Raw genomic sequence first — 18,728 nt, 5'->3', positions numbered from 1 at the left:
CAAATATTTCACATCCTATATGTCTAATAGCCTTATACATTCCCAAAGCCCTTACCTTCTCCAACATGCCCACAATCCTGTGGATTGGTATCCTTGGGGGCCAGAAGCTTTGGGAAAGGCAACAACCGAAAACAAGCCAATTTTGGTTTCGATTGGTTACTCTGCTTGCCATTGGTGCCATGTGATGGAACGCGAAAGTTTTGAAGACGAAGCTACAGCCCAACTGATGAATGCTCATTTTGTCTGCATCAAAATTGACAGAGAAGAACGTCCTGATATTGACAACATTTACATGGATGCAGTTCAAGCAATGGGGCTACAGGGAGGCTGGCCGCTGAATGTGTTTTTGATGCCCAATCAAAAGCCATTTTACGGTGGTACCTATTTCCCAAACCAACAATGGAAAGGCCTTTTGACAAACATCGCGGATGCATTTGAAAAAAATGAAGATCAATTGGCTGAAAGTGCCGAAGGATTTGGCACTAGTCTTAATAGAAAGGAAACCGAGAAATACGGAATTTCAGCAGGTAATCAAGAGCTCGATCCAGATGAACTCGCGGAAATTGTAACCAAAATAATCGCCCAATTCGATTCTGAGTGGGGTGGATTGAATCGTGTCCCGAAATTCCCAATGCCAGCAATTTGGCATTTTCTTCTAGATTCTGCTGTTTTGAGCAAAAATGATAACCTACTCGAAAAGGTTTATTTCACGCTGAAAAAGATTGGAATGGGTGGAATATACGATCAGTTGCGGGGTGGATTTGCTAGATATTCCGTGGATGGAGAGTGGTTTGCTCCACACTTCGAAAAGATGCTTTATGACAATGGACAATTGCTGGAATTGTATGCAAAAGCTTACCAGGTGAGTAGAGATGGTTTCTTCAAAGAAAAAGTAATGGAAACTGTCGCTTGGCTAGAAGCTGAAATGCTGAACGGAGAAGGAGGATTTCATGCGGCTCAAGATGCTGACTCTGAAGGTGTGGAAGGCAAATTCTACGTGTGGACCTACGAGGAATTGAAAAAACTAATCCCAGATGAAATGCCTTGGTTAAGCAAATTGTACAATCTAAAACCAGGAGGAAATTGGGAAGAAGGAGTAAATATTTTATTTCAAACTTCAAGTGAAGAGGAAATTGCTGAAGAATTTGGGATGAGTGTGGGTGAGCTTCGGGTAAAACTAAAGGAAGTAAAAGGACAGCTTCTCGAAGTCAGAAATCAACGGATTTATCCTGGGAAAGACGATAAAATCCTAAGCGGCTGGAATGGCCTGATGAGTGCAGGATTGATACAGGCATATTATGCTACTGGGCAAAAAAGCATGCTTGACCTTGCTATCAAAAACTTGCAATTCCTTCAGGAAAAACTAGTGGTAGATGGTACGCTGCATCGTGCTTACAAAAATGGAAAGGCCTATACTCCAGGTTTCTTGGAAGATTACGCAGCTGTGATCAGAGCATCCATGATGGCCTTTGAAGCAACCGGAGATTCTAGATGGCTGGATCTTGCAAGACCCCTGACAGATTTTTGTATTGCCGAATTTTACGATGAGGCAGATGGATTTTTCTTTTTCAATAATCCCAAAGCTGAGAAACTGATCGCCAATAAAAAGGAGCTTTTTGACAATGTCATTCCTGCATCCAATTCAGTGATGGCAAGAAATCTTCATCGTCTTTCGCTTTTCACCTACGAAGAAAAATACTCAGAAATCGCCTCAAAAATGCTTGGGGGGATGAAAGAACTCATCCTTAAAGATCCTGGATTCCTGAGCAATTGGGCAAGTTTGTTTTTGGAAAAGCTTGTTCCTACGGCAGAAATCGCTATTACAGGAAATGGAGCATCGGTCAAGGCATGGGGATTTCAACAGAACTATTTGCCCAACATGATTTTAGCTTTCTCCGAAAGTCCGACAGATAATGCCGCAATTCTTGCTGATAAAACTCCCGATTCGGACGGAAATGCCTTAATTTATGTCTGCTTCGACCATGCCTGCCGCAAACCGGTAAGCACACGCGAAGAAGCGATTTCTCAACTCCCATATTTAGCCTAAAACTATTGGAAAGCCTTTTTGGAGATCAAGATTTGTATCCATCGGATAGCGGAAATAATTTCGCAGATATAATTCTGCCTGTTCCGATTCCGAGGATGTTCACTTATTATATTCCGCATTCCATGCAGCGGGAGATTAATCTTGGTGCCCGTGTGATTGTGCAGTTTGGGAAGAAAAAAGTGCTCACGGGAATTATTGGAAAGGTGCATAATAAACCTCCCCAAGCCTACCAGGCGAAGCCAATCTTGGAAGTTTTGGATGATCAACCCAGCGTCAATCCGCTTCAAATCCGATTTTGGGTATGGATGGCTGAATATTACTTCTGCCACATTGGAGAGGTCATGCATGCAGCATTGCCTTCAGGCTTGAGATTGAGCAGCGAAAGCAAAGTACAGCTCAACCCAAATTTCGATAGAGAAGAAAGCAAATATCCTTTGGATGATCGCGAGATCATGATCTTAGCTGCATTAGAAGATAAAGCTGAGCTTTCGTACGATGACTGCGAAAAAGTACTTTCAATCAAAAGCATACATCCGATTCTGAAAAGTCTAGTCAAGAAAGAAGCAATTCTGATTTTCGAGAAAGTACAGGAAAAGTACACGCCAAAGGTAGAAACCCGAATTCGATTGACTCCTGAGATTGTTGGAAGTAAAAGTGCATTACAGGAAGTTTTTGATAGCTTGTCGAAGAAAGCAAAACAGGAATCTATTCTACTGAAATATTTACGGGACGTTCCCTTTCTCCAAAAGCCAAAGTCCAACGAAAAAGGGGTAGACAAATCAACGCTACTGGAAGAGGGAGATTCTGAGAGTTCGCTGAATACCCTAATCAAAAACGGAATATTCGAAGCCTTCAAAGTCGTAGTAAACAGAATTGCCGAAGAAGAACCGGAATCCGAGCCTGCCGTTCTTTCCATCAGTCAGCAAGCTGCTTTCGAAGAAATAAAGCATCAATTTGAAAGTAAGCAATCAGTCTTGCTACACGGCGTAACAGGAAGCGGAAAGACAGAAATCTACATCCAGATGATCAGGGAAGTGCTTGACAGCGGTTCGCAAGTATTATTGCTTTTACCTGAAATCGCTCTCACTACACAGATCGTCACGCGACTAAAGAAAGTATTTGGAAGCCAAATGGGCGTTTATCATTCGAAGTATTCAGATAATGAGCGGGTGGAAGTTTGGAATGGGGTCTTGAGTGGTAGATTCTCCTTTGTCGTGGGTGTGCGATCCTCTATTTTCTTGCCTTTTGATAGCTTGGGATTGATCATTGTAGATGAAGAGCATGAATCCAGCTACAAGCAGTTTGATCCGGCACCGAGATTTCAGGCAAGAGATTCTGCGATTATGCTTGCCTATTTTCACCAAGCCAGAACGCTACTGGGCTCAGCCACACCATCCTTCGAATCCTATTTCAATGCCAGCCAAGGCAAATTTGGCTATGTAGAATTGACCCATCGATTTGGTGATGCCAGCATGCCCAATTTTTTCTTGGCGGATTTGGCGGCAGATAAACGGAAAAACCTACTCAAGCTAGATACAACCCGAATCCTCCGGGAAAGAATTCAAGATGCACTCGCAAAGCAAGAACAGGTTTTAATTTTCCAAAACAGAAGAGGCTATTCTCCTTATATCCAATGCGAGGATTGCGGCTGGACAGGTCAGTGTGTACAGTGCGACGTCAGCCTTACTTATCATCAATTCTCTGAGGAGCTCCGTTGCCATTATTGCGGCTATAAGGAAAAAACTCCCAGCTCCTGCCCTGCCTGTGGAAGTACGCAGTTGACCACAATGGGAATGGGAACGGAGCGAATTGAGGAAACCTTGAGTTTACTTTTCCCTGAAGCTAGAATTGGCAGAATGGATCTTGATACTACCCGAAGCAAGAATGGCTATCAGCGGTTGCTGGATGAATTTGGATCTGGGAATCTTGATATTCTTGTAGGTACTCAAATGATCACGAAAGGATTGGATTTTGGAAGAGTGACTGTAGTCGGTATCTGGGATGGAGATAGAATTTTAAATTTTCCAGACTTCCGTGCAGGAGAAAGAGCCTTTCAGCAGATCACACAAGTGGCAGGCCGGGCCGGACGAAGAGAAGTCCAAGGACAGGTCATAGTGCAAACGAGAGATCCTGAAACCCAGATTTATACTCAGGTAATCAAGGGAGATTACTTTGAATTTTTCAACCATGAAATTCACGACAGAAAGAAGTTTTATTACCCCCCTTTTGTGAAATTGGTGAAAATTACCACTCGCCATGCGGATTATAAAATAGCGGAAAAAGCAGCATTAAACTTACATCATGGCATGGCAGAGATTCCGATTAAAAAAATCGTTCTAGGCCCGGAAAAAGGCATTATTGCCAGAATCAAAAACCAGTACCAATTTGAGAGTTTGATCAAACTTGACCGGTCAGGAAATACGCCTGTGGTGTTTAAAGAACATCTTTGGAAAATCACCGAGGAATTGAAATCCAGACCGGAGTTCCGTTCGGTGAGGTTTGTGGTGGATGTGGATCCAAGTTGATTAGGGATTGAAAAATTGCAAGATTGGAAAATTACATGTCAATTTTAAAGCTTGTTTATTAACAAATTAAAAACTGGTTTATATATTCATGCGTACAATTTCAGGATCATGCGCATGAAATTATGAAGAAGCGGCTTAACATCACCATAGAGGAAAAACTACTGGATAAAGTCAAAACCTACGCAGACCAAAATAACACAACTATTTTTAGCTTGGTAGAAGATCATTTTGAAACTTTGGTCAAGCCTAAACCCAAATTGAAAAATGGGATGAGTTTGGTCGAATACGTAAAGTCATTGCCAAAATCAAAAGTAGAATATTCAGAAGGTTTCGATTGGAAAGAAGAATATTACAAAGCCAAGAGTAACCTTATTTAATTCAAACTGCCTTTTTTAAAGGATATTCTTTGATCAGCCATTCTGCCGGTATTTTGAGTAGACGACTAAATTTCCTGATCATCGTCAAGGAAAGCGACTGTTTATAATTCAAAACTTTGCTAATTGTCCCTTTATCTCCGTATTCTCTGGCTAGAGTCGCCGCATTATAGCCAAAATCCTCCATTCTGATTTTGATCATTTCTACTGGATCTACCTCAGGTAAGTCCCATTGTTTGCTTTCATAATCAGAAATCAAATGCACCAAAAGCATTTTTTCTTTATGTTCTTCCTCTCCTTTTTTTGCCGTCTTTAGCTGTTCATAGCGGGCAACCGCACAACCATATTCTTCTTCAGAATCAAGCAAATACCAATTTTTGACAGTACCCATTTTTATAAATAGTTAAATCGTAATAGCATCAATTTTGTCATACTCTGAATGTGTTCCGATAAAACGAACCTCAACCGTTTCATCTTCAAAGTTCACCTCGATTATCAATCGATATTTATTTCCCACAATTTTAAATCGAGCTCTATCACCTTTGATAATCTTCGCTTTAGGAAAACTATCTAGAAGGTCCTGACTTCTTTTCCAAGAGGCATTTTCCACAATATTCTTCCAAGTAGTCAAACTCTTCCCAGAATCAGAATGCTTACGGGAAAACGCAATTATTTTTGTAAGAAAAAGGATCGTCATACCTACCTTATAAACAACAAATGAAACAAAAAGTTGTTAAAATACCAACTTTTTGTTTTTCCATTTTACTCTAAGTATTCTAAGGCTACTCAGCCATTTCCATATTTTATTCAATAAACCGTAACACATCTTTATAAACTCTCCCTCCTGTCCAAAGAAACTGAGTTATTATCGGAATATGCTTTTTCTTGGGGTAAATTTTCACCGTCACGCTGTCAACTCTCATTTCCCCAACTCGCTTCATAAATCGTTCGCGGCTTGAACGAATACTTGGGAAGGTTCTTTCACCTTCAAGAATGAGCATTGGCGCCAATTGATCTGGGAGAAAATACATGGGGAGTATTCTTTCCACACCGCTGGATCATCCGTGAATGCCTTCAAATACTTTTTGACTTCACCTTTATTTGTTTCTTTCAAATATCCATACATATCCAATCCTGCCGCATCAATCAAAATTGAGCTGCCAGCTTTTTTCCATTTTCCGAAGGTGCCAACTCACCTTCCTTCACAGCAATTAAGGCAGCCAAATAACCGCCTGCTGAATGCCCAGAAACGAATATTCGATCTGGATTTCCGCCATATTTTATAAGGTTATCCTTTGTCCATTTCACAGCCTCCAAAGCAGATTTCTGCATTGCTGGAAGCTTGTACTCAGATGCCAAATGGTAATCGGAGATAACCACAATTAAGTCCCTCCTTGCCAATCTATTTCCGAGAAAGTGATAAATCTCCTTCTCCCCACTTTCCCAACTCCCACCATAGAAAAACACCAAAACAGGAAGATTATCTGCCTTCTTGGAAGCATAAACATCCAAATTCTTTTAGGGAGCTTCTCCTGATTATTGGCAGAAATGAAGTTAATATCCCTGGTTCGGTGCAGGGTTTGAAAAGCGCAAGAGCACAACAGGCAACTAAAAACGCAAATTACAAAGATGTAAAAAGCTTTAATCAAATAGAATTAAGAAGAATGAATGTAAATTTTGCGTCATCAGAAACCCAGCTTTGGTTAAATACGAAGTAAATTGATCCTTTGCCTAAAACATCTGGTCATATATGATAATTGTCCTTAATTTGAAGGGTCATTTTCATTCTTTCACTCAAAGAATACCTATGGAAAAGCTCATGTTTGAGTGTCCAAAATTTGTATCAATTTTTGGTTTTGCACTCCTCAGTATAAGTTTTTTTAGTTGTGGATCAGATTCCCAGGATACCATCCAACCTGAAATAAAAACGATTACTGAATCTGTCTATGCTTCTGGTAATATCAAGGCAGTTGATCAATACGATGCCTTCACCAATGCCAGTGGGCCGATTCAGGAGATTTTTGTAGAAGAAGGAGACTCTGTTTCCATCGGAACTCCCCTCTTGGCGGTCTTCAGCGAAAGGGAAAAATTGAGCCGTGAGAACGCCGAATTATCCAAGGCCTATGCAGATCTTCAGGCCAATCAATCCAAATTGAGAGATCTTCAACTTACCATCGATCTAGCGAAAAGTAAGATGCAAAACGATTCTCTCCTTTATGTTCGGCAAAAGAACTTGCACGATCAAAAAATCGGAACTGAGGTGGAGTTTGAGCAAAAACGCCTGAACTGGGAAAATTCGAAGACAGCTTATGAATCTTCTGTAATCCGATACAATGATTTAAAAAGAGAGATCCAATTTAACTCCAGCAGTGCTTCGAAAAACCTCGCAATTAGTCGAGTTCTGGAAAGTGACTATGTGCTAAAAAGCAAAATCAATGGAAAGGTTTATGCCTTGCTGAAAGAAAAAGGAGAAATGGTCACGCCACAAGTGGCTTTGGCAGTTTTAGGAAGTGCCAATGATTTCCTTCTGGAACTCCAAGTGGATGAATATGATATCTCTAAAGTGAAAGTAGGGCAAGTGATCTCTGTGTCGATGGATAGTTACAAAGGACAGGCTTTTGAAGCTGTAGTTGAAAAAATCTATCCCATCATGGATGCCCAAACAAAAGGCTTTAAAGTTGAAGGCATATTTACTACAGCTCCTCCCCAACTCTATCCAAATCTGAGTTTAGAAGCGAATATTATCACTGAAGTTCGGGAGCAAGCGCTGGTAATTCCAAGGTCTTATCTTATTGCAGATTCTCTGGTGATCAATGAAAATGAGGATACGCTTTCGGTAAAAGTAGGACTCCGAAACTATCAATTTGCCGAAATAATAGAAGGAATAACTTCAGATACCAGAATTATTAAGCCAGGTCTATGAAATGGTCACTGATAATCGAACTGGCTAAAGCTTTAATGTTTGCACGTGTGAAGCAAACGTTAGTCGCCGCTGTTGGAGTGACGTTTAGCATTACGATGTTTATCGCATTGCTTGGCTTTATGAATGGCCTAAACACCATGCTGGACAGCTTAGTGCTTAATAGGACTCCGCATGTCAGGTTCTACAATCAAATCAAACCTAATCCAAACCAGCCCATTGATCTTTCATCGGAGTTTGGTTCTGGGATCAACGTTATCCGATCCATAAAACCTAGTAATTCAAGATTGTCAATTTATAATTCAGACCCTATTTTACAGACACTTGAGAAGGATCCTAGGGTGAAAGGTGTAAGTGCTAAAATAGCGGCACAGGTCTTCTACAATGTAGGAAGCATTGATCTAACTGGAGTCATAAACGGAATTGATCCTGAAAAGGAAACTGAGTTATTTGCCTTTCAAGATTATGTTACTTTTGGAAATCCCGCCGCATTAGTCCAAACCAACAGCATTATTTTAGGAAAAGGTGCAGCGGATAGAATGTTGGCAGATATTGGAGATGTAATCCAGGTGACCACCGCAAATGGCAATAAAGCACAGCTCAAAGTAGTAGGTTATTATCAATCTGGATTGGCCGAATTTGATAATTCGAACAGTTTCGCCTCCATCAATACCGTCCAAAAAATAATGGGTGAACCAAATTCTTACCTGACGGATATTCAAGTAAAACTCTATGACTTTAACCAAGCTCCCGCCTTCGCTGATGAATATCGTGACATTTTTGAAATAGAGGCAGATGACATACAGACTGTCAATGCACAGTTTGAAACCGGAACTAGCATTCGTTCACTCATAAGTTATGCCGTAGGGATTACTTTATTAGTGGTTTCTGGCTTCGGGATTTACAATATCCTGAATATGATGATCTACGAGAAATTAGACACCATTGCAATTTTGAAAGCCATCGGTTTTAATAGCTCAGATGTTAGGCGGATTTTCATTACAATTGCAGTTTCTATTGGAGTTTTTGGAGGAGGGATCGGGCTACTCTTTGGCTATTTTGCCTGCTTGGGAATCGAACAAATCCCTTTTGAGACGGAAGCACTTCCTACTATAAAAACATTTCCGGTGGATTTCAACTCTAAGTATTACCTGATCGGTGGTGTTTTTAGTTTAGTAACCACCTATCTGGCAGGGTTTTTTCCGGCCAGAAAAGCTAGTATCGTGGATCCGGTAGATATAATCAGAGGAAAATGAAACAGCAAAATGACACTGTTTTGGAAGCCCGAAACATTGATAAGTTTTTTTATAGCCCCAAGGAAACTCAGGTGTTGAAAGAAATCACTTTTGATATTCCAAAAGGTGAATTTGTCTCTGTAGTTGGGAAGTCAGGTTGCGGGAAATCTACACTCCTATATATTTTATCTACCATGGATACCGCATTTGCGGGAGAGCTTTGGATAGATCAGGAAATGATCACTGGCAAGCCTGCAAATTACCTGGCAAAGCTTCGAAATGAAAAAATCGGCTTTGTTTTCCAGTTTCACTACCTCCTCAATGAATTTTCAGTTCTCGAAAATATTATGATTCCCGGTCTAAAATTGGGCAGGTTTTCCAGAGAAGAATTGGAGCATAGAGCCATGGAAAAACTGAAGATCTTTGAGATGGAAGAACATGCCCTGAAAAAAGCCAACCAACTTTCCGGAGGCCAAAAACAGCGGGTGGCAATTGCCAGAGCTTTGATCAATGACCCCTTGCTGATTATGGGTGATGAACCAACAGGAAATCTCGATAAGAAAAACTCGGATATTGTCTACAACAAGTTCAAAGAACTCGCACAGGAGTTTGGACAAACCATGCTAATCGTCACCCATGACCCTGAATTCGCCGCTGGCACTGACAGGATTATTGAAATGGAAGACGGAAGAGTGATTAATCAGTAGGCAGTTTTTCTCGTCATTGCGAGGAGGCACAGCCTGTCCCCAACTTTCGGGAACGAAGCAATCTCTGTCTTGAGCACGTCATTGCGAGGAGGAACGACGACGCAATCTCAGTACGGAACAACAGAAACTTGTAGGATATCCAGATTGCCGCGCTCCTACGTCGCTCGCAATGACGGAACCCCCAAACCTTGTACTATAACCAGATTGCTTCGTGCCTCGTAATGACGGACTCAAAATGGTGTACTATAAAATGCGATTACTTCTCCGTCTGTGGAAGATCTCAATGACAAGGTTATAATGACTTAACTTTTACCATTCCCTAACTTTACTCCATAAATCAACCCAGTCAGGATTTATCGCATTTACTAAATCTTCCTTTCTCTTCCTGCTGCCACCTTTGATTTGCTTTTCTCTTGCAATTGCTTCTTCAATAGAATGAAATGACTCATAATAAACCAGCATTGTCAAATTGTACTGAGAAGTAAAGGATTCTGGTTTTAGCCTATTTTTATGTTCATAAATTCTTCGAACTAGATCATTTGTCACACCAGTATACAATACAGTATGTCTGGCATTTGTCATGATATACACTGCTCCTCCTTTTTGCATCAAAAAATATAGTAATCTTTACGCTGTACTACAACCAGATTAGCTATCGTCATTGCGAGGAGGAACGACGACGTAATCTCAGTACGGAACAACAGGAACTTGTAGTATATCCAGATTGCCGCGCTCCTACGTCGCTCGCAATGACGGAACCTTTGTATTTATTGATAGCAAGTCTATAAGTCCCGTTTGAACATTACGGCTATGAAGAATGAAGAAGCAATCTCTGTGTAGAGCACATCATTGCGAGGAAGAATGACGGTAACACAAAATGGTGTGCTTAAAAACGAGATTTCTTTGCGCCATTGCGCCTTTGCGGGAGACTTTTTACTACACAGCTGGCTCCTGCTGACTCAAACAATGAAAACTACCCAAACCCCAGATAATATCAGTCGAATCAACTCCTACCACTTTTCGATCAGGAAAACAATCCGAAATAATATCCAATGCTTGCTGATCCTTTTTATCTCTAAAAGTAGGAACTACCACTGCATGGTTGGAAATGTAAAAATTGGCATAGGATGCTGGCAGCCGCTGATCATCCCAGATCACCGGATCAGGCATGGGTAGCTCCACCACATTCAATTGCTTACCATTTTCCAAACGCATTTTATGCAGTCTCTCCAGATTCTCTTGAAGGAGCTGATAATTTTCATCTACAATATTTTCTTCCACCGCGGTCACCACTGTGTCTTCATTGACAAAGCGCGTGATGTCATCGATGTGCCCATCAGTATCGTCTCCGACAATCCCATCTCCTACCCAAAGAATGTGATTTACCCCATAATAATCCTGCAGGTAGCGTTCGATTTTATCCTGCTTCAGGTGTGGGTTTCTATTTTCATTCAGTAAACATGCTTCAGAGGTCAGCAACGTTCCTTTTCCATTGAATTCCACTGCGCCACCTTCCATGACAATCCCTGGTTTGAAACATGGAATTACCAGCTCCTCAGCAATCTTGATAGGAATTTGATTATCTAAATCGTGGGGAGGATATTTTTCTCCCCATGCGTTGTAATTCCATTTCACCAAAACCTTCTTCACATCTGCTTCAGGATTGATCAGAAATGCAGGACCATGGTCTCTACACCATGCATCATTAGTCGGAAAGAAATGAAAACGGATATTCGCCATGTTTACCCCGGCTTTTTCTAAATGTGCCAAAGCAAAAGCTTTCATTGCTTCATCTGTAACATTGATATTGACGATTTCGCCAAGAGCCACGTATTTGATAAACTCGGAATAAGGCGCAAAGATTGTATCGAGTTTCCCCGGCCAAGAACCTTCCTTATGCGGCCAGCTCAACCAAGTGGCTGTATGTGGCGCAAATTCCGCAGGAAAATAGTATCCCAACTCAGCAGGAGTTTTTTCTCCCGATTTGGCTAATGCAAAGATGTCTGTCATGATGGCGCTATTCTTCGTCTAGGAATCGTTTGGTAATGGGTTGGTAAGAGTCAATTCTACGATCTCTCAAGAAAGGCCAGTGCGTGCGATACTGATCAGATTTGGCAAAATCAAGTTCTTCCACATGGATTTGCTCTTCGTCATGGCTTGCTTTGAAGATTACTCTGCCAAAAGGATTGGCTACAAAAGAACCTCCCCAGAATTTCATATCACCTTCGTGACCACAACGGTTGACAGATACCACAGGAATTCCATTTGCAACGGCGTGAGAACGCTGAATGGTTTGCCAAGCACCGTATTGCTCGTCATTGACATCAGGAGCTTGATCCTTGTGCCAGCCTATAGCCGTAGGATACACAAGGAAATCAGCCCCTTTCAGTGCAGTAATTCTTGCTGCTTCCGGATACCACTGATCCCAACAGATGAGCACGCCGATTTTTCCGAATTTGGTTTGGAAAACTTTATAGCCCAGATCTCCGGGAGTAAAGTAAAACTTCTCGAAATATCCCGGATCATCAGGAATATGCATTTTTCTGTATTTGCCTAAATAAGCTCCATCTGCATCCAAAACTGCTGTGGTGTTATGATACAATCCCTCTGCTCTTTTCTCAAAAAGAGAAGCGACGATCACTACACCCAGTTCTTTAGCCAAGTCGCCAAGTGTATCAGTAGACGGACCAGGAATCGCTTCAGCAAGTTTGAAGTTTTCATAGTCTTCTACATCACAAAAATAGAGGGAACGAAAAAGCTCCTGAAGAACTACTACCTGTGCGCCTTTGGCCGCAGCTTCCCTCACACCGGCGATGGTTTTTGTCATATTTTCGGTCACATCCGGAGAGCAACTCAACTGGACTAAGCCAACTTTTACAGTTTTATTTGCCAAAATAGATCGGTTTTAATGAATTGGTTACAAAGATACTTTCGCCCGTCGCTAATCCCAAATGAAGATTTTTAAATTCACATTGGGATATTTTAAAAGGAGGGATCAGAGTAACGGAAGGTTAGTGGAAATGATTCAAGTTTTCGAAATCCAACGTGTGGGAGATTCACCTATCAGATATAGAGGAATATTTGCAAAGCCTCAGGGTAATTCCGATATTCACAAAATTGGCATAAACCCATAGCTGTGGGGAATTAACATGAGTGAAAAAGCTTTGAAAATTTATAGGATAGTGCTAATCGCATTAGGCCTGTTTTACCTTCTTATAATTAGATCAGAAAACCTCTACACCAAACCAATATTTTTAGCTATTACATCCCTTATAATTGTTTTGTACTTCTACTTTTCAGGAAAAGGGCAACCAAATGAATGAAATGTCAAATTGGTATAGCCGCAAAAGCACCTTCCTATTCCTATTTTCAGGACAAGACACTATTTGAGTCCTTTAATCGAATGTCAACTCAAAGTCTGGCGAAGTCGTAGCTCAGGTAGATTGGATTTACTATCAAAAGTAAGGAATTAGCTGAATTGGATTTGATCAAGATCAGTAGTGGCGGATCTTGCTAATAACTTGTTTCCAGCGCTTCAATTGTTAAATCCTTGCATTGCCGTCAAAGTAACACCCCAAACAATTGCGCATGAAATGAAAATGCCGATAGCATTCGCAAAAAATGCCTTTTTCCGCTCTAATCCAAAAAGATATCCAGCAATAGTTCCAGCATAAACCCCAGTTCCCGGAATAGGCATTGCCACGAAAACCATTAGGCCCCAAAAACCATATTTCTTAACGTTTTTTCCTGCTCCCGCCTTTGCACGGCGACCTACAAAAATCGCAGCCTTCTTGTAATAATACCACTTCAAAAAGTACCGATTGAGTACATCAAAAAAGAAATTCATTATTGGAAAGACCAACAAATTAGCCAAAAAGCTACAAATAAAAGCCCAATAAATATTCACACCCTTTAGTAAGGCGTAGGGAATTCCAACTTTAGCCTCCCCAAAAGGGGAAATGCTCCAAAGCACTGCGGTAATTAAATCTAATAACATTCATTAGTAATTGAATACAGCAAAAGTAATCAGTTTCGGAGTGTAAATAATGAAAAATCTATGATGAATTATTTAAACTAATATGATTATCCCTAATGATGCCAGTAGCCATATTTTCTTTGTTTTACTGGCTGGAAGACCCGCCACAGCGAGGTAGGCCGATGACAGATGACCGAAGTGGCCTTGACCTAGTGTTTTTCCGAATCCTATAATGCTTTTATCGCTTTACTGGTAGAAAAGCGGATATACATATAAATTAGTCTTGCCCAAATCATTAACGGCCGAAATCCGTCTAGGTATGTCAGACTCAATCTTTTTACTTTATATATCCTCTTATGTTCACCAAAATCCAAAAAACTTCCTATCCTCCGAAACAGCCCATATTTATCTGGGATGGGGAATGTGGATTTTGCAAGTATTGGATTATCATATGGAAGAGCAAAACAGTAGGTTTGATTTACAAGACTTATCAGGAAGTTGTTTCTGAATTCCCTGATATCCCAATTAAAGAATTCCAAAAAGCATCTAGATTGATCGAGACAGATGGGGCTGTTTTTAGTGGACCGGATTCTGCTTATCGAACCTTTTGGTATTTCAGAAAACCAAAAAAAAACTGGCATCGCTGGTATCAAAAGCCGGGGTTCTTTCAGTCAATAAGTGATCACGGCTACAACTGGATTGCGAAGAACCGCCCTTTGATGATGAAGCTCACTTTGGCTTTTTGGGGTAAAAATCCATCAAATCAAAAACCTTATTGGATGTTGTGGTTGCTGGGAGTTTTAGTGATTCTGGGATATTTAGCTTATTTCCTTTTTTGATTAATAAACCTTATACCCATTGAGCTTACAGCCACAAACAAATCATTCCACCGATACTAAGGAATCCATTACCCATTCACTTTCAAAAAACATCCTAATCATTTATTCCTAAATTAGTGTTCGCCAATGTGGACTTGAGAAGAAATATCAAAAGACGCAGAGGGGCAGTTGAAAACCAATAATAAACCATAAAAACACATACCTAAAATGAGGATATTTTTTACAGGGGGATCGGGAAAAGCAGGAAAACACGTAATACACTACCTACTCGACCAAGGACATCGAGTGATGAATGTTGACCTCAAGCCTTTGGATAACCCAGGGGTGGATAATCTGATAGCTGATATTACGGATTCCGGACAAATGTTCAATGCCATGAGTTCCTATGCAGGTTTAGATGAATTGGAGCCAGGTAATGGCATCCCGAAATTTGATGCGGTGGTACACTTCGCAGCCGTGCCCAGAATCTTAATCAATCCTGACAATGAAACTTTTCGGGTCAATACCATCGGTACCTACAATGTGATAGAGGCGGCTGTAAAGCTGGGAATTAAGAAGATTATTATTGCTTCTTCAGAAACCACTTATGGCATCTGCTTTTCAGATGGGCAAACCGACCCAAAATCGCTGCCTCTGGAGGAGGACTATGATGTGGACCCCATGGATAGCTACGGATTGTCGAAAGTGGTAAATGAGAAAACTGCACGCAGCTTCCAACGACGCTCAGGGGTTGATATTTATGCCCTTCGTATCGGAAATGTGATTGAGCCGCATGAATACACGGAACTGTTTCCTCATTATTTCAAAAACCCAGAGGTGCGTCGTAGGAATGCATTCTGTTACATTGATGCGTATGACTTGGGCCAGATTGTGGATTTATGTTTGAAAAAAGATGGCCTTGGTTATCAGGTTTTCAATGCCGGAAACGATCACAACGGTGCGATTATCCCAAGCAAAGGCTTGGCTGAGCGATTTTTCCCAGGTGTGCCAATCACCCGTGAATTGGAGGGACATGAGGCATTGTTTTCAAATAAAAAAATCCGTGAAGTCCTAGGCTTCAAGGAGCAGCATAACTGGCGTAAGCATGTGAAATGGGAGTGAAAACTTAATTCCCACCTTATCTCCATTGCAGGAGGAATTGAATAGTAAAATCAATCTCATTCGGGCCTATCCTTCGAATAAAGCTCCTTCATAACACGGATTTTATCCGGATCGTCGAGTAGTGATTGCTCTGAAAACATCATGATTCCTGTAGCAGGGAACTTTGAGCCTTGGATCATCACCTCATGAAACTCCTCAGGGCTGACTATTCCCGGATTATTATGAGATTGGACAATTGGCCAGATTTGCGGTCTTCCCTTTTTTTCTACCTCCAGTGTCTGCCCCAGCCAAGCCACATACTCCCCTACCCAGCTGGTTGGTCTTCCTTTCATGTGATGAAAAAGCATGGGGGCTAAGACATCTACTCGCTCGGCCAAGGCTACAGGATCCAAGCCCATCGTTCTGTACAAAACTGAATCATAATCGGTGGGATACCAGGCACAATGAAACACGCCTAATTTCGCCGAAGGCTGCTGGGATTTCAGGATTTCCCCCATATCCTCTACCCATCCATTCAGCACATCCACTCTCCATTTTCGCCACTGAGGATCGACATTTTTCAAAATCCATGATGCCCGATCCGAAATAGTTTCACCCGGAATCACCGTATCGATACTTGTAGCAAAAGCTTCGGTACATCGATCGCAAAAACAAGTCTCAGGCAAAATCGGCTCAGTTGTCTCAAACTGAGCATGCCAGTGTACGTAATCCAGAAAAACACCATCTACGTCATAATTTCGAAGGATTTTTTTCAATTCCTCGGACCGAAATTCTTTGAATCCAGGATGGGTTGGACAAATCCCCATAAACCAATCCGCGGGAGGTGATTTTTCACCTTTTTCGTCAATTGGCCAAGCGTCAGGATGATCAGTCAAATAATCCTTCCCATTAAGGGTGGCGAACTCGACAAAAATTTTGACTCCCTGATTTCTGGAAGTCTCATAAAACTCCCGATTGAGCGATCCACTCCTCACAAAAACGGCATTCATTCCCAAGGAGTCAAAGGAATATCCGGCTTTCAGCAAAGTTCCTGGATTGCCATAGACACCTTTGATAAATTCTCCTGAGGGTTCCTGAGAGGGAGAAGATTTGCAAGAAAAAATGGTGAAAATCAGAAAACATAAGAATGCATTTCTCATAGTTTGCAGGGATTTTGAGAATAAACAGATCATAAGATATGGAAGTAATAGATAAAGTCTTGAAAACCCAAGGCTCCAATCCAGCTATTGACATTCATAAGAAATCGAGCATGAAGCAAGCAACAGACAGAGGGATGATTATCAGCCTTGCGAGATTCCCTGCCTGACGTGTGAGAGATTCTCCCGAATCAAGCCCGATAACTATCGGGACGGGACAGGCTATCCCGTTTCCTTCGTCACGGGACAGGTTATGACTTTTGATAGAAAATTATAAATACATGAAACTGGGACAAATGTTACGGGCTTTAGATATGAATTATATTCAAATCTTTTAATTCACGTAGGAAATTTTCACAATTGATTCGTAATGAGACACTCTTCGAATTGAGTTTTCATAAAGCAATTCAAAATTACCCTTGCAATACCCTTATCTTGTCAGCATGAAGAAACTCATCTTTTTCTGGAAAGAATTATTAACGACATTTTGGTTTTTGCCGGTATCCATCCTGATTTCTTCCATTCTCCTTGCTGTGGGATCAGTCTATTTAGATAACACTGTCAGTATTTCGCAGGATGGTTGGTTTCGTTTTTTTGTGGTCAACAGTTCGGATTCTGCCCGAACTATCCTCTCCACCATTTCAGGTGCGATGATCGGCGTGGCAGGAACAGTATTCTCCGTTACATTGGTTGCATTGACTCTTGCCTCCTCGCAGTTCGGGCCCCGGCTCATCAAAAAATTCATGTACGTTCGGCTCAATCAGGTGGTGTTGGGCTCGTATATCTCTACTTATCTCTATTGTCTGATTGTTTTGATCGCCATCAAGGGCAATGACGATTACACGTTTATCCCTTCGATTTCTATACTAATTGCAATTTTCGCAGCCATTGTCAATATCATTCTCCTGATCACATTTATTCACCAGATTGCAACCAGCATTCAGGCAGACAAGGTGGTTTCGGATATTTCAAATTTCATCTCTAATCAAGTTGAAAACCTGTTTCCTGACCGGATAGGTGATGAAAAAGAAACAGACGGAAAAGTAGATTCCAAAAAGATACTATCAAGTTACCAAAATCAAATCTCCGTCAAATCACCTAAAAACGGCTATCTTCAGTATATCGACGGAGAATCTTTAATGAAAGCCGTTGCCACTCACGATGTATTGTTTGAACTGAATTATAGACCCGGCGCCTTCTTGATTAAGGGAATGGATATTGGATTGATTTTCTCAAATAGGATTGTAGAAGAGAAAGAAATAGATAAGATCCTAAGCCATTTTGTAATAGGTGAAACCAAAACTGCGCAGCAAGATTTGGAATTTTCCATCCACCAAATGGTAGAAATAGCCTCGCGAGCGATCTCTCCAGGTATCAATGATCCATTTACTGCCATTGCTTGTATCGATAACTTGACAGCGACACTTTCCTATTTGGTTCATGCAAAATTCCCATCAAAATATCGTTATGATTCAGATGGAAATCTTCGAATCATTGCAGATACAATGGACTTTGAGGGTGTTTTAGATGCATCTTTCAACCAAATCCGCCAGTATTCCGGAGGAAGTCCTTCCGTAATTATCAGGTTGATGGAGGCATTGATTTTAATTAACGGCTTCGCAAAAGAAGATTCACATAAAAAGGCCCTAGTTCGACATGCCAAGATGGTTTTTAGAAAAGGAAAACAAACTATTCAAGAAAAAAATGACTTGGAAGATCTGAGGTCAAGAGCAGAGAAGATTTTAAGCACCTTACAGCTCCATATAGATTTGAAATAGAGTACGCAATAGGCTTAAATTCTAAGATTTTCTGACAAAACATATTACACCATTCTTATGGATTTAAAGCTCGATTATTTAGCCAATTAT

At 41.0% G+C, this 18,728-nt stretch carries 19 protein-coding genes; 10 read left to right on the top strand and 9 right to left on the bottom strand.

The features are described 5' to 3' along the window. Nucleotides 1–19 precede the first annotated feature (19 nt). The 3 genes from SYJ56_RS07495 to SYJ56_RS07485 all read left to right on the top strand — a co-directional run bounded on the left by SYJ56_RS07495 (nt 20) and on the right by SYJ56_RS07485 (nt 4,949). A complete protein-coding gene (locus SYJ56_RS07495; protein ID WP_323833067.1) occupies nt 20–2,047 on the top strand; it encodes a thioredoxin domain-containing protein in 2,028 nt (675 codons plus the stop codon). A gap of 5 nt (nt 2,048–2,052) precedes the next feature. Continuing rightward, nucleotides 2,053–4,572: a replication restart helicase PriA gene (priA, locus tag SYJ56_RS07490; protein WP_323833065.1), complete on the top strand. Its 2,520-nt coding sequence runs from the start codon at nt 2,053–2,055 to the stop codon at nt 4,570–4,572. Between the two features lie 122 nt (nt 4,573–4,694). Next, entirely contained in the window at nt 4,695–4,949 is a 255-nt protein-coding gene (locus tag SYJ56_RS07485) for a DUF6364 family protein (RefSeq protein ID WP_323833063.1), read from the top strand. A gap of 1 nt (nt 4,950) precedes the next feature. On the opposite strand, the gene SYJ56_RS07480 is transcribed toward SYJ56_RS07485, so the two are convergent. The 4 genes from SYJ56_RS07480 to SYJ56_RS07465 form a co-directional block, all read right to left on the bottom strand. Then, on the bottom strand, nt 4,951–5,337 hold the full coding sequence (locus SYJ56_RS07480) for a helix-turn-helix domain-containing protein (protein ID WP_323833061.1): 387 nt from the start codon (nt 5,335–5,337) through the stop codon (nt 4,951–4,953). A 12-nt stretch (nt 5,338–5,349) separates the two neighbouring features. Beyond that, nucleotides 5,350–5,643 carry a type II toxin-antitoxin system HigB family toxin gene (locus SYJ56_RS07475; protein ID WP_323833059.1) on the bottom strand — a complete coding sequence of 98 codons (294 nt, stop codon included), beginning with the start codon at nt 5,641–5,643 and terminating at the stop codon, nt 5,350–5,352. 106 nt (nt 5,644–5,749) lie between these two features. Beyond that, nucleotides 5,750–5,995 carry a hypothetical protein gene (locus SYJ56_RS07470; RefSeq protein ID WP_323833057.1) on the bottom strand — a complete coding sequence of 82 codons (246 nt, stop codon included), beginning with the start codon at nt 5,993–5,995 and terminating at the stop codon, nt 5,750–5,752. A gap of 97 nt (nt 5,996–6,092) precedes the next feature. Next, nucleotides 6,093–6,458 (bottom strand): alpha/beta hydrolase, encoded by a 366-nt coding sequence (locus SYJ56_RS07465; RefSeq protein WP_323833055.1) that lies wholly within the window; start codon nt 6,456–6,458, stop codon nt 6,093–6,095. Nucleotides 6,459–6,753: 295 nt separating this feature from the next. Between SYJ56_RS07465 and SYJ56_RS07460 the strand changes: the two genes are divergently transcribed. The 3 genes from SYJ56_RS07460 to SYJ56_RS07450 are packed head-to-tail and all read left to right on the top strand — an operon-like array spanning nt 6,754 to nt 9,808. Continuing rightward, nucleotides 6,754–7,869, top strand: coding sequence for an efflux RND transporter periplasmic adaptor subunit (locus SYJ56_RS07460; protein WP_323833053.1), 1,116 nt, complete (start codon nt 6,754–6,756; stop codon nt 7,867–7,869). Beyond that, on the top strand, nt 7,866–9,122 hold the full coding sequence (locus SYJ56_RS07455) for an ABC transporter permease (RefSeq protein ID WP_323833051.1): 1,257 nt from the start codon (nt 7,866–7,868) through the stop codon (nt 9,120–9,122). The genes SYJ56_RS07460 and SYJ56_RS07455 overlap by 4 nt, the downstream gene beginning before the upstream one ends. Next, nucleotides 9,119–9,808, top strand: coding sequence for an ABC transporter ATP-binding protein (locus SYJ56_RS07450; RefSeq protein ID WP_323833049.1), 690 nt, complete (start codon nt 9,119–9,121; stop codon nt 9,806–9,808). Before SYJ56_RS07455 ends, SYJ56_RS07450 begins: the two co-directional genes overlap by 4 nt. Before the next feature lie 309 nt (nt 9,809–10,117). Here SYJ56_RS07450 and SYJ56_RS07445 read toward each other — a convergent pair whose 3' ends face one another. The 4 genes from SYJ56_RS07445 to SYJ56_RS07430 all read right to left on the bottom strand — a co-directional run bounded on the left by SYJ56_RS07445 (nt 10,118) and on the right by SYJ56_RS07430 (nt 13,805). Further along, a complete protein-coding gene (locus SYJ56_RS07445; protein WP_323833047.1) occupies nt 10,118–10,417 on the bottom strand; it encodes a GIY-YIG nuclease family protein in 300 nt (99 codons plus the stop codon). 327 nt (nt 10,418–10,744) lie between these two features. Further along, on the bottom strand, nt 10,745–11,818 hold the full coding sequence (locus tag SYJ56_RS07440; protein WP_323833045.1) for an agmatine deiminase family protein: 1,074 nt from the start codon (nt 11,816–11,818) through the stop codon (nt 10,745–10,747). Between the two features lie 7 nt (nt 11,819–11,825). Then, nucleotides 11,826–12,701 (bottom strand): carbon-nitrogen hydrolase, encoded by an 876-nt coding sequence (locus tag SYJ56_RS07435; protein ID WP_323833044.1) that lies wholly within the window; start codon nt 12,699–12,701, stop codon nt 11,826–11,828. 642 nt (nt 12,702–13,343) lie between these two features. Then, nucleotides 13,344–13,805, bottom strand: coding sequence for a COG2426 family protein (locus SYJ56_RS07430; RefSeq protein ID WP_323833042.1), 462 nt, complete (start codon nt 13,803–13,805; stop codon nt 13,344–13,346). Nucleotides 13,806–14,140: 335 nt separating this feature from the next. Here SYJ56_RS07430 and SYJ56_RS07425 point away from each other — a divergent pair, with 335 nt between their 5' ends. After that, entirely contained in the window at nt 14,141–14,623 is a 483-nt protein-coding gene (locus SYJ56_RS07425) for a thiol-disulfide oxidoreductase DCC family protein (RefSeq protein ID WP_323833040.1), read from the top strand. Nucleotides 14,624–14,830: 207 nt separating this feature from the next. Next, the gene (locus SYJ56_RS07420; RefSeq protein WP_323833039.1) at nt 14,831–15,724 is read left to right on the top strand and encodes an NAD-dependent epimerase/dehydratase family protein; all 894 of its coding nucleotides are present in this window, start codon (nt 14,831–14,833) and stop codon (nt 15,722–15,724) included. 56 nt (nt 15,725–15,780) lie between these two features. Here SYJ56_RS07420 and SYJ56_RS07415 read toward each other — a convergent pair whose 3' ends face one another. Beyond that, the gene (locus SYJ56_RS07415) at nt 15,781–16,863 is read right to left on the bottom strand and encodes a family 10 glycosylhydrolase (protein WP_323833037.1); all 1,083 of its coding nucleotides are present in this window, start codon (nt 16,861–16,863) and stop codon (nt 15,781–15,783) included. A gap of 38 nt (nt 16,864–16,901) precedes the next feature. Here SYJ56_RS07415 and SYJ56_RS07410 point away from each other — a divergent pair, with 38 nt between their 5' ends. Together SYJ56_RS07410 and SYJ56_RS07405 are read left to right on the top strand one after the other, a co-directional pair. Next, entirely contained in the window at nt 16,902–17,030 is a 129-nt protein-coding gene (locus SYJ56_RS07410) for a hypothetical protein (RefSeq protein ID WP_323833035.1), read from the top strand. A gap of 273 nt (nt 17,031–17,303) precedes the next feature. Beyond that, a complete protein-coding gene (locus SYJ56_RS07405; protein ID WP_323833033.1) occupies nt 17,304–18,638 on the top strand; it encodes a DUF2254 domain-containing protein in 1,335 nt (444 codons plus the stop codon). Nucleotides 18,639–18,728: the final 90 nt, after the last annotated feature.

It is taken from the genome of Algoriphagus aurantiacus (genome assembly GCF_035156405.1).
In the GTDB taxonomy this organism is placed as follows: Bacteria; Bacteroidota; Bacteroidia; order Cytophagales; family Cyclobacteriaceae; genus Algoriphagus; species Algoriphagus aurantiacus.
The sequence above is the reverse complement of the archived record's forward strand: the minus strand, read 5'-3'. Positions and strand labels throughout refer to the sequence as shown.

Coding starts and splice junctions, on each gene's coding strand:
- SYJ56_RS07455 (WP_323833051.1), top strand. CDS start 7,866: ATGAAATGGTCACTGATAATCGAACTGGCTAAAGCTTTAATGTTTGCA.
- SYJ56_RS07445 (WP_323833047.1), bottom strand. CDS start 10,417: ATGCAAAAAGGAGGAGCAGTGTATATCATGACAAATGCCAGACATACT.
- SYJ56_RS07495 (WP_323833067.1), top strand. CDS start 20: ATGTCTAATAGCCTTATACATTCCCAAAGCCCTTACCTTCTCCAACAT.
- SYJ56_RS07405 (WP_323833033.1), top strand. CDS start 17,304: ATGAAGAAACTCATCTTTTTCTGGAAAGAATTATTAACGACATTTTGG.
- SYJ56_RS07440 (WP_323833045.1), bottom strand. CDS start 11,818: ATGACAGACATCTTTGCATTAGCCAAATCGGGAGAAAAAACTCCTGCT.
- SYJ56_RS07410 (WP_323833035.1), top strand. CDS start 16,902: ATGGAAGTAATAGATAAAGTCTTGAAAACCCAAGGCTCCAATCCAGCT.
- SYJ56_RS07425 (WP_323833040.1), top strand. CDS start 14,141: ATGTTCACCAAAATCCAAAAAACTTCCTATCCTCCGAAACAGCCCATA.
- SYJ56_RS07485 (WP_323833063.1), top strand. CDS start 4,695: ATGAAGAAGCGGCTTAACATCACCATAGAGGAAAAACTACTGGATAAA.
- SYJ56_RS07430 (WP_323833042.1), bottom strand. CDS start 13,805: ATGTTATTAGATTTAATTACCGCAGTGCTTTGGAGCATTTCCCCTTTT.
- SYJ56_RS07415 (WP_323833037.1), bottom strand. CDS start 16,863: ATGAGAAATGCATTCTTATGTTTTCTGATTTTCACCATTTTTTCTTGC.
- SYJ56_RS07480 (WP_323833061.1), bottom strand. CDS start 5,337: ATGGGTACTGTCAAAAATTGGTATTTGCTTGATTCTGAAGAAGAATAT.
- SYJ56_RS07475 (WP_323833059.1), bottom strand. CDS start 5,643: ATGACGATCCTTTTTCTTACAAAAATAATTGCGTTTTCCCGTAAGCAT.
- SYJ56_RS07460 (WP_323833053.1), top strand. CDS start 6,754: ATGGAAAAGCTCATGTTTGAGTGTCCAAAATTTGTATCAATTTTTGGT.
- SYJ56_RS07450 (WP_323833049.1), top strand. CDS start 9,119: ATGAAACAGCAAAATGACACTGTTTTGGAAGCCCGAAACATTGATAAG.
- SYJ56_RS07420 (WP_323833039.1), top strand. CDS start 14,831: ATGAGGATATTTTTTACAGGGGGATCGGGAAAAGCAGGAAAACACGTA.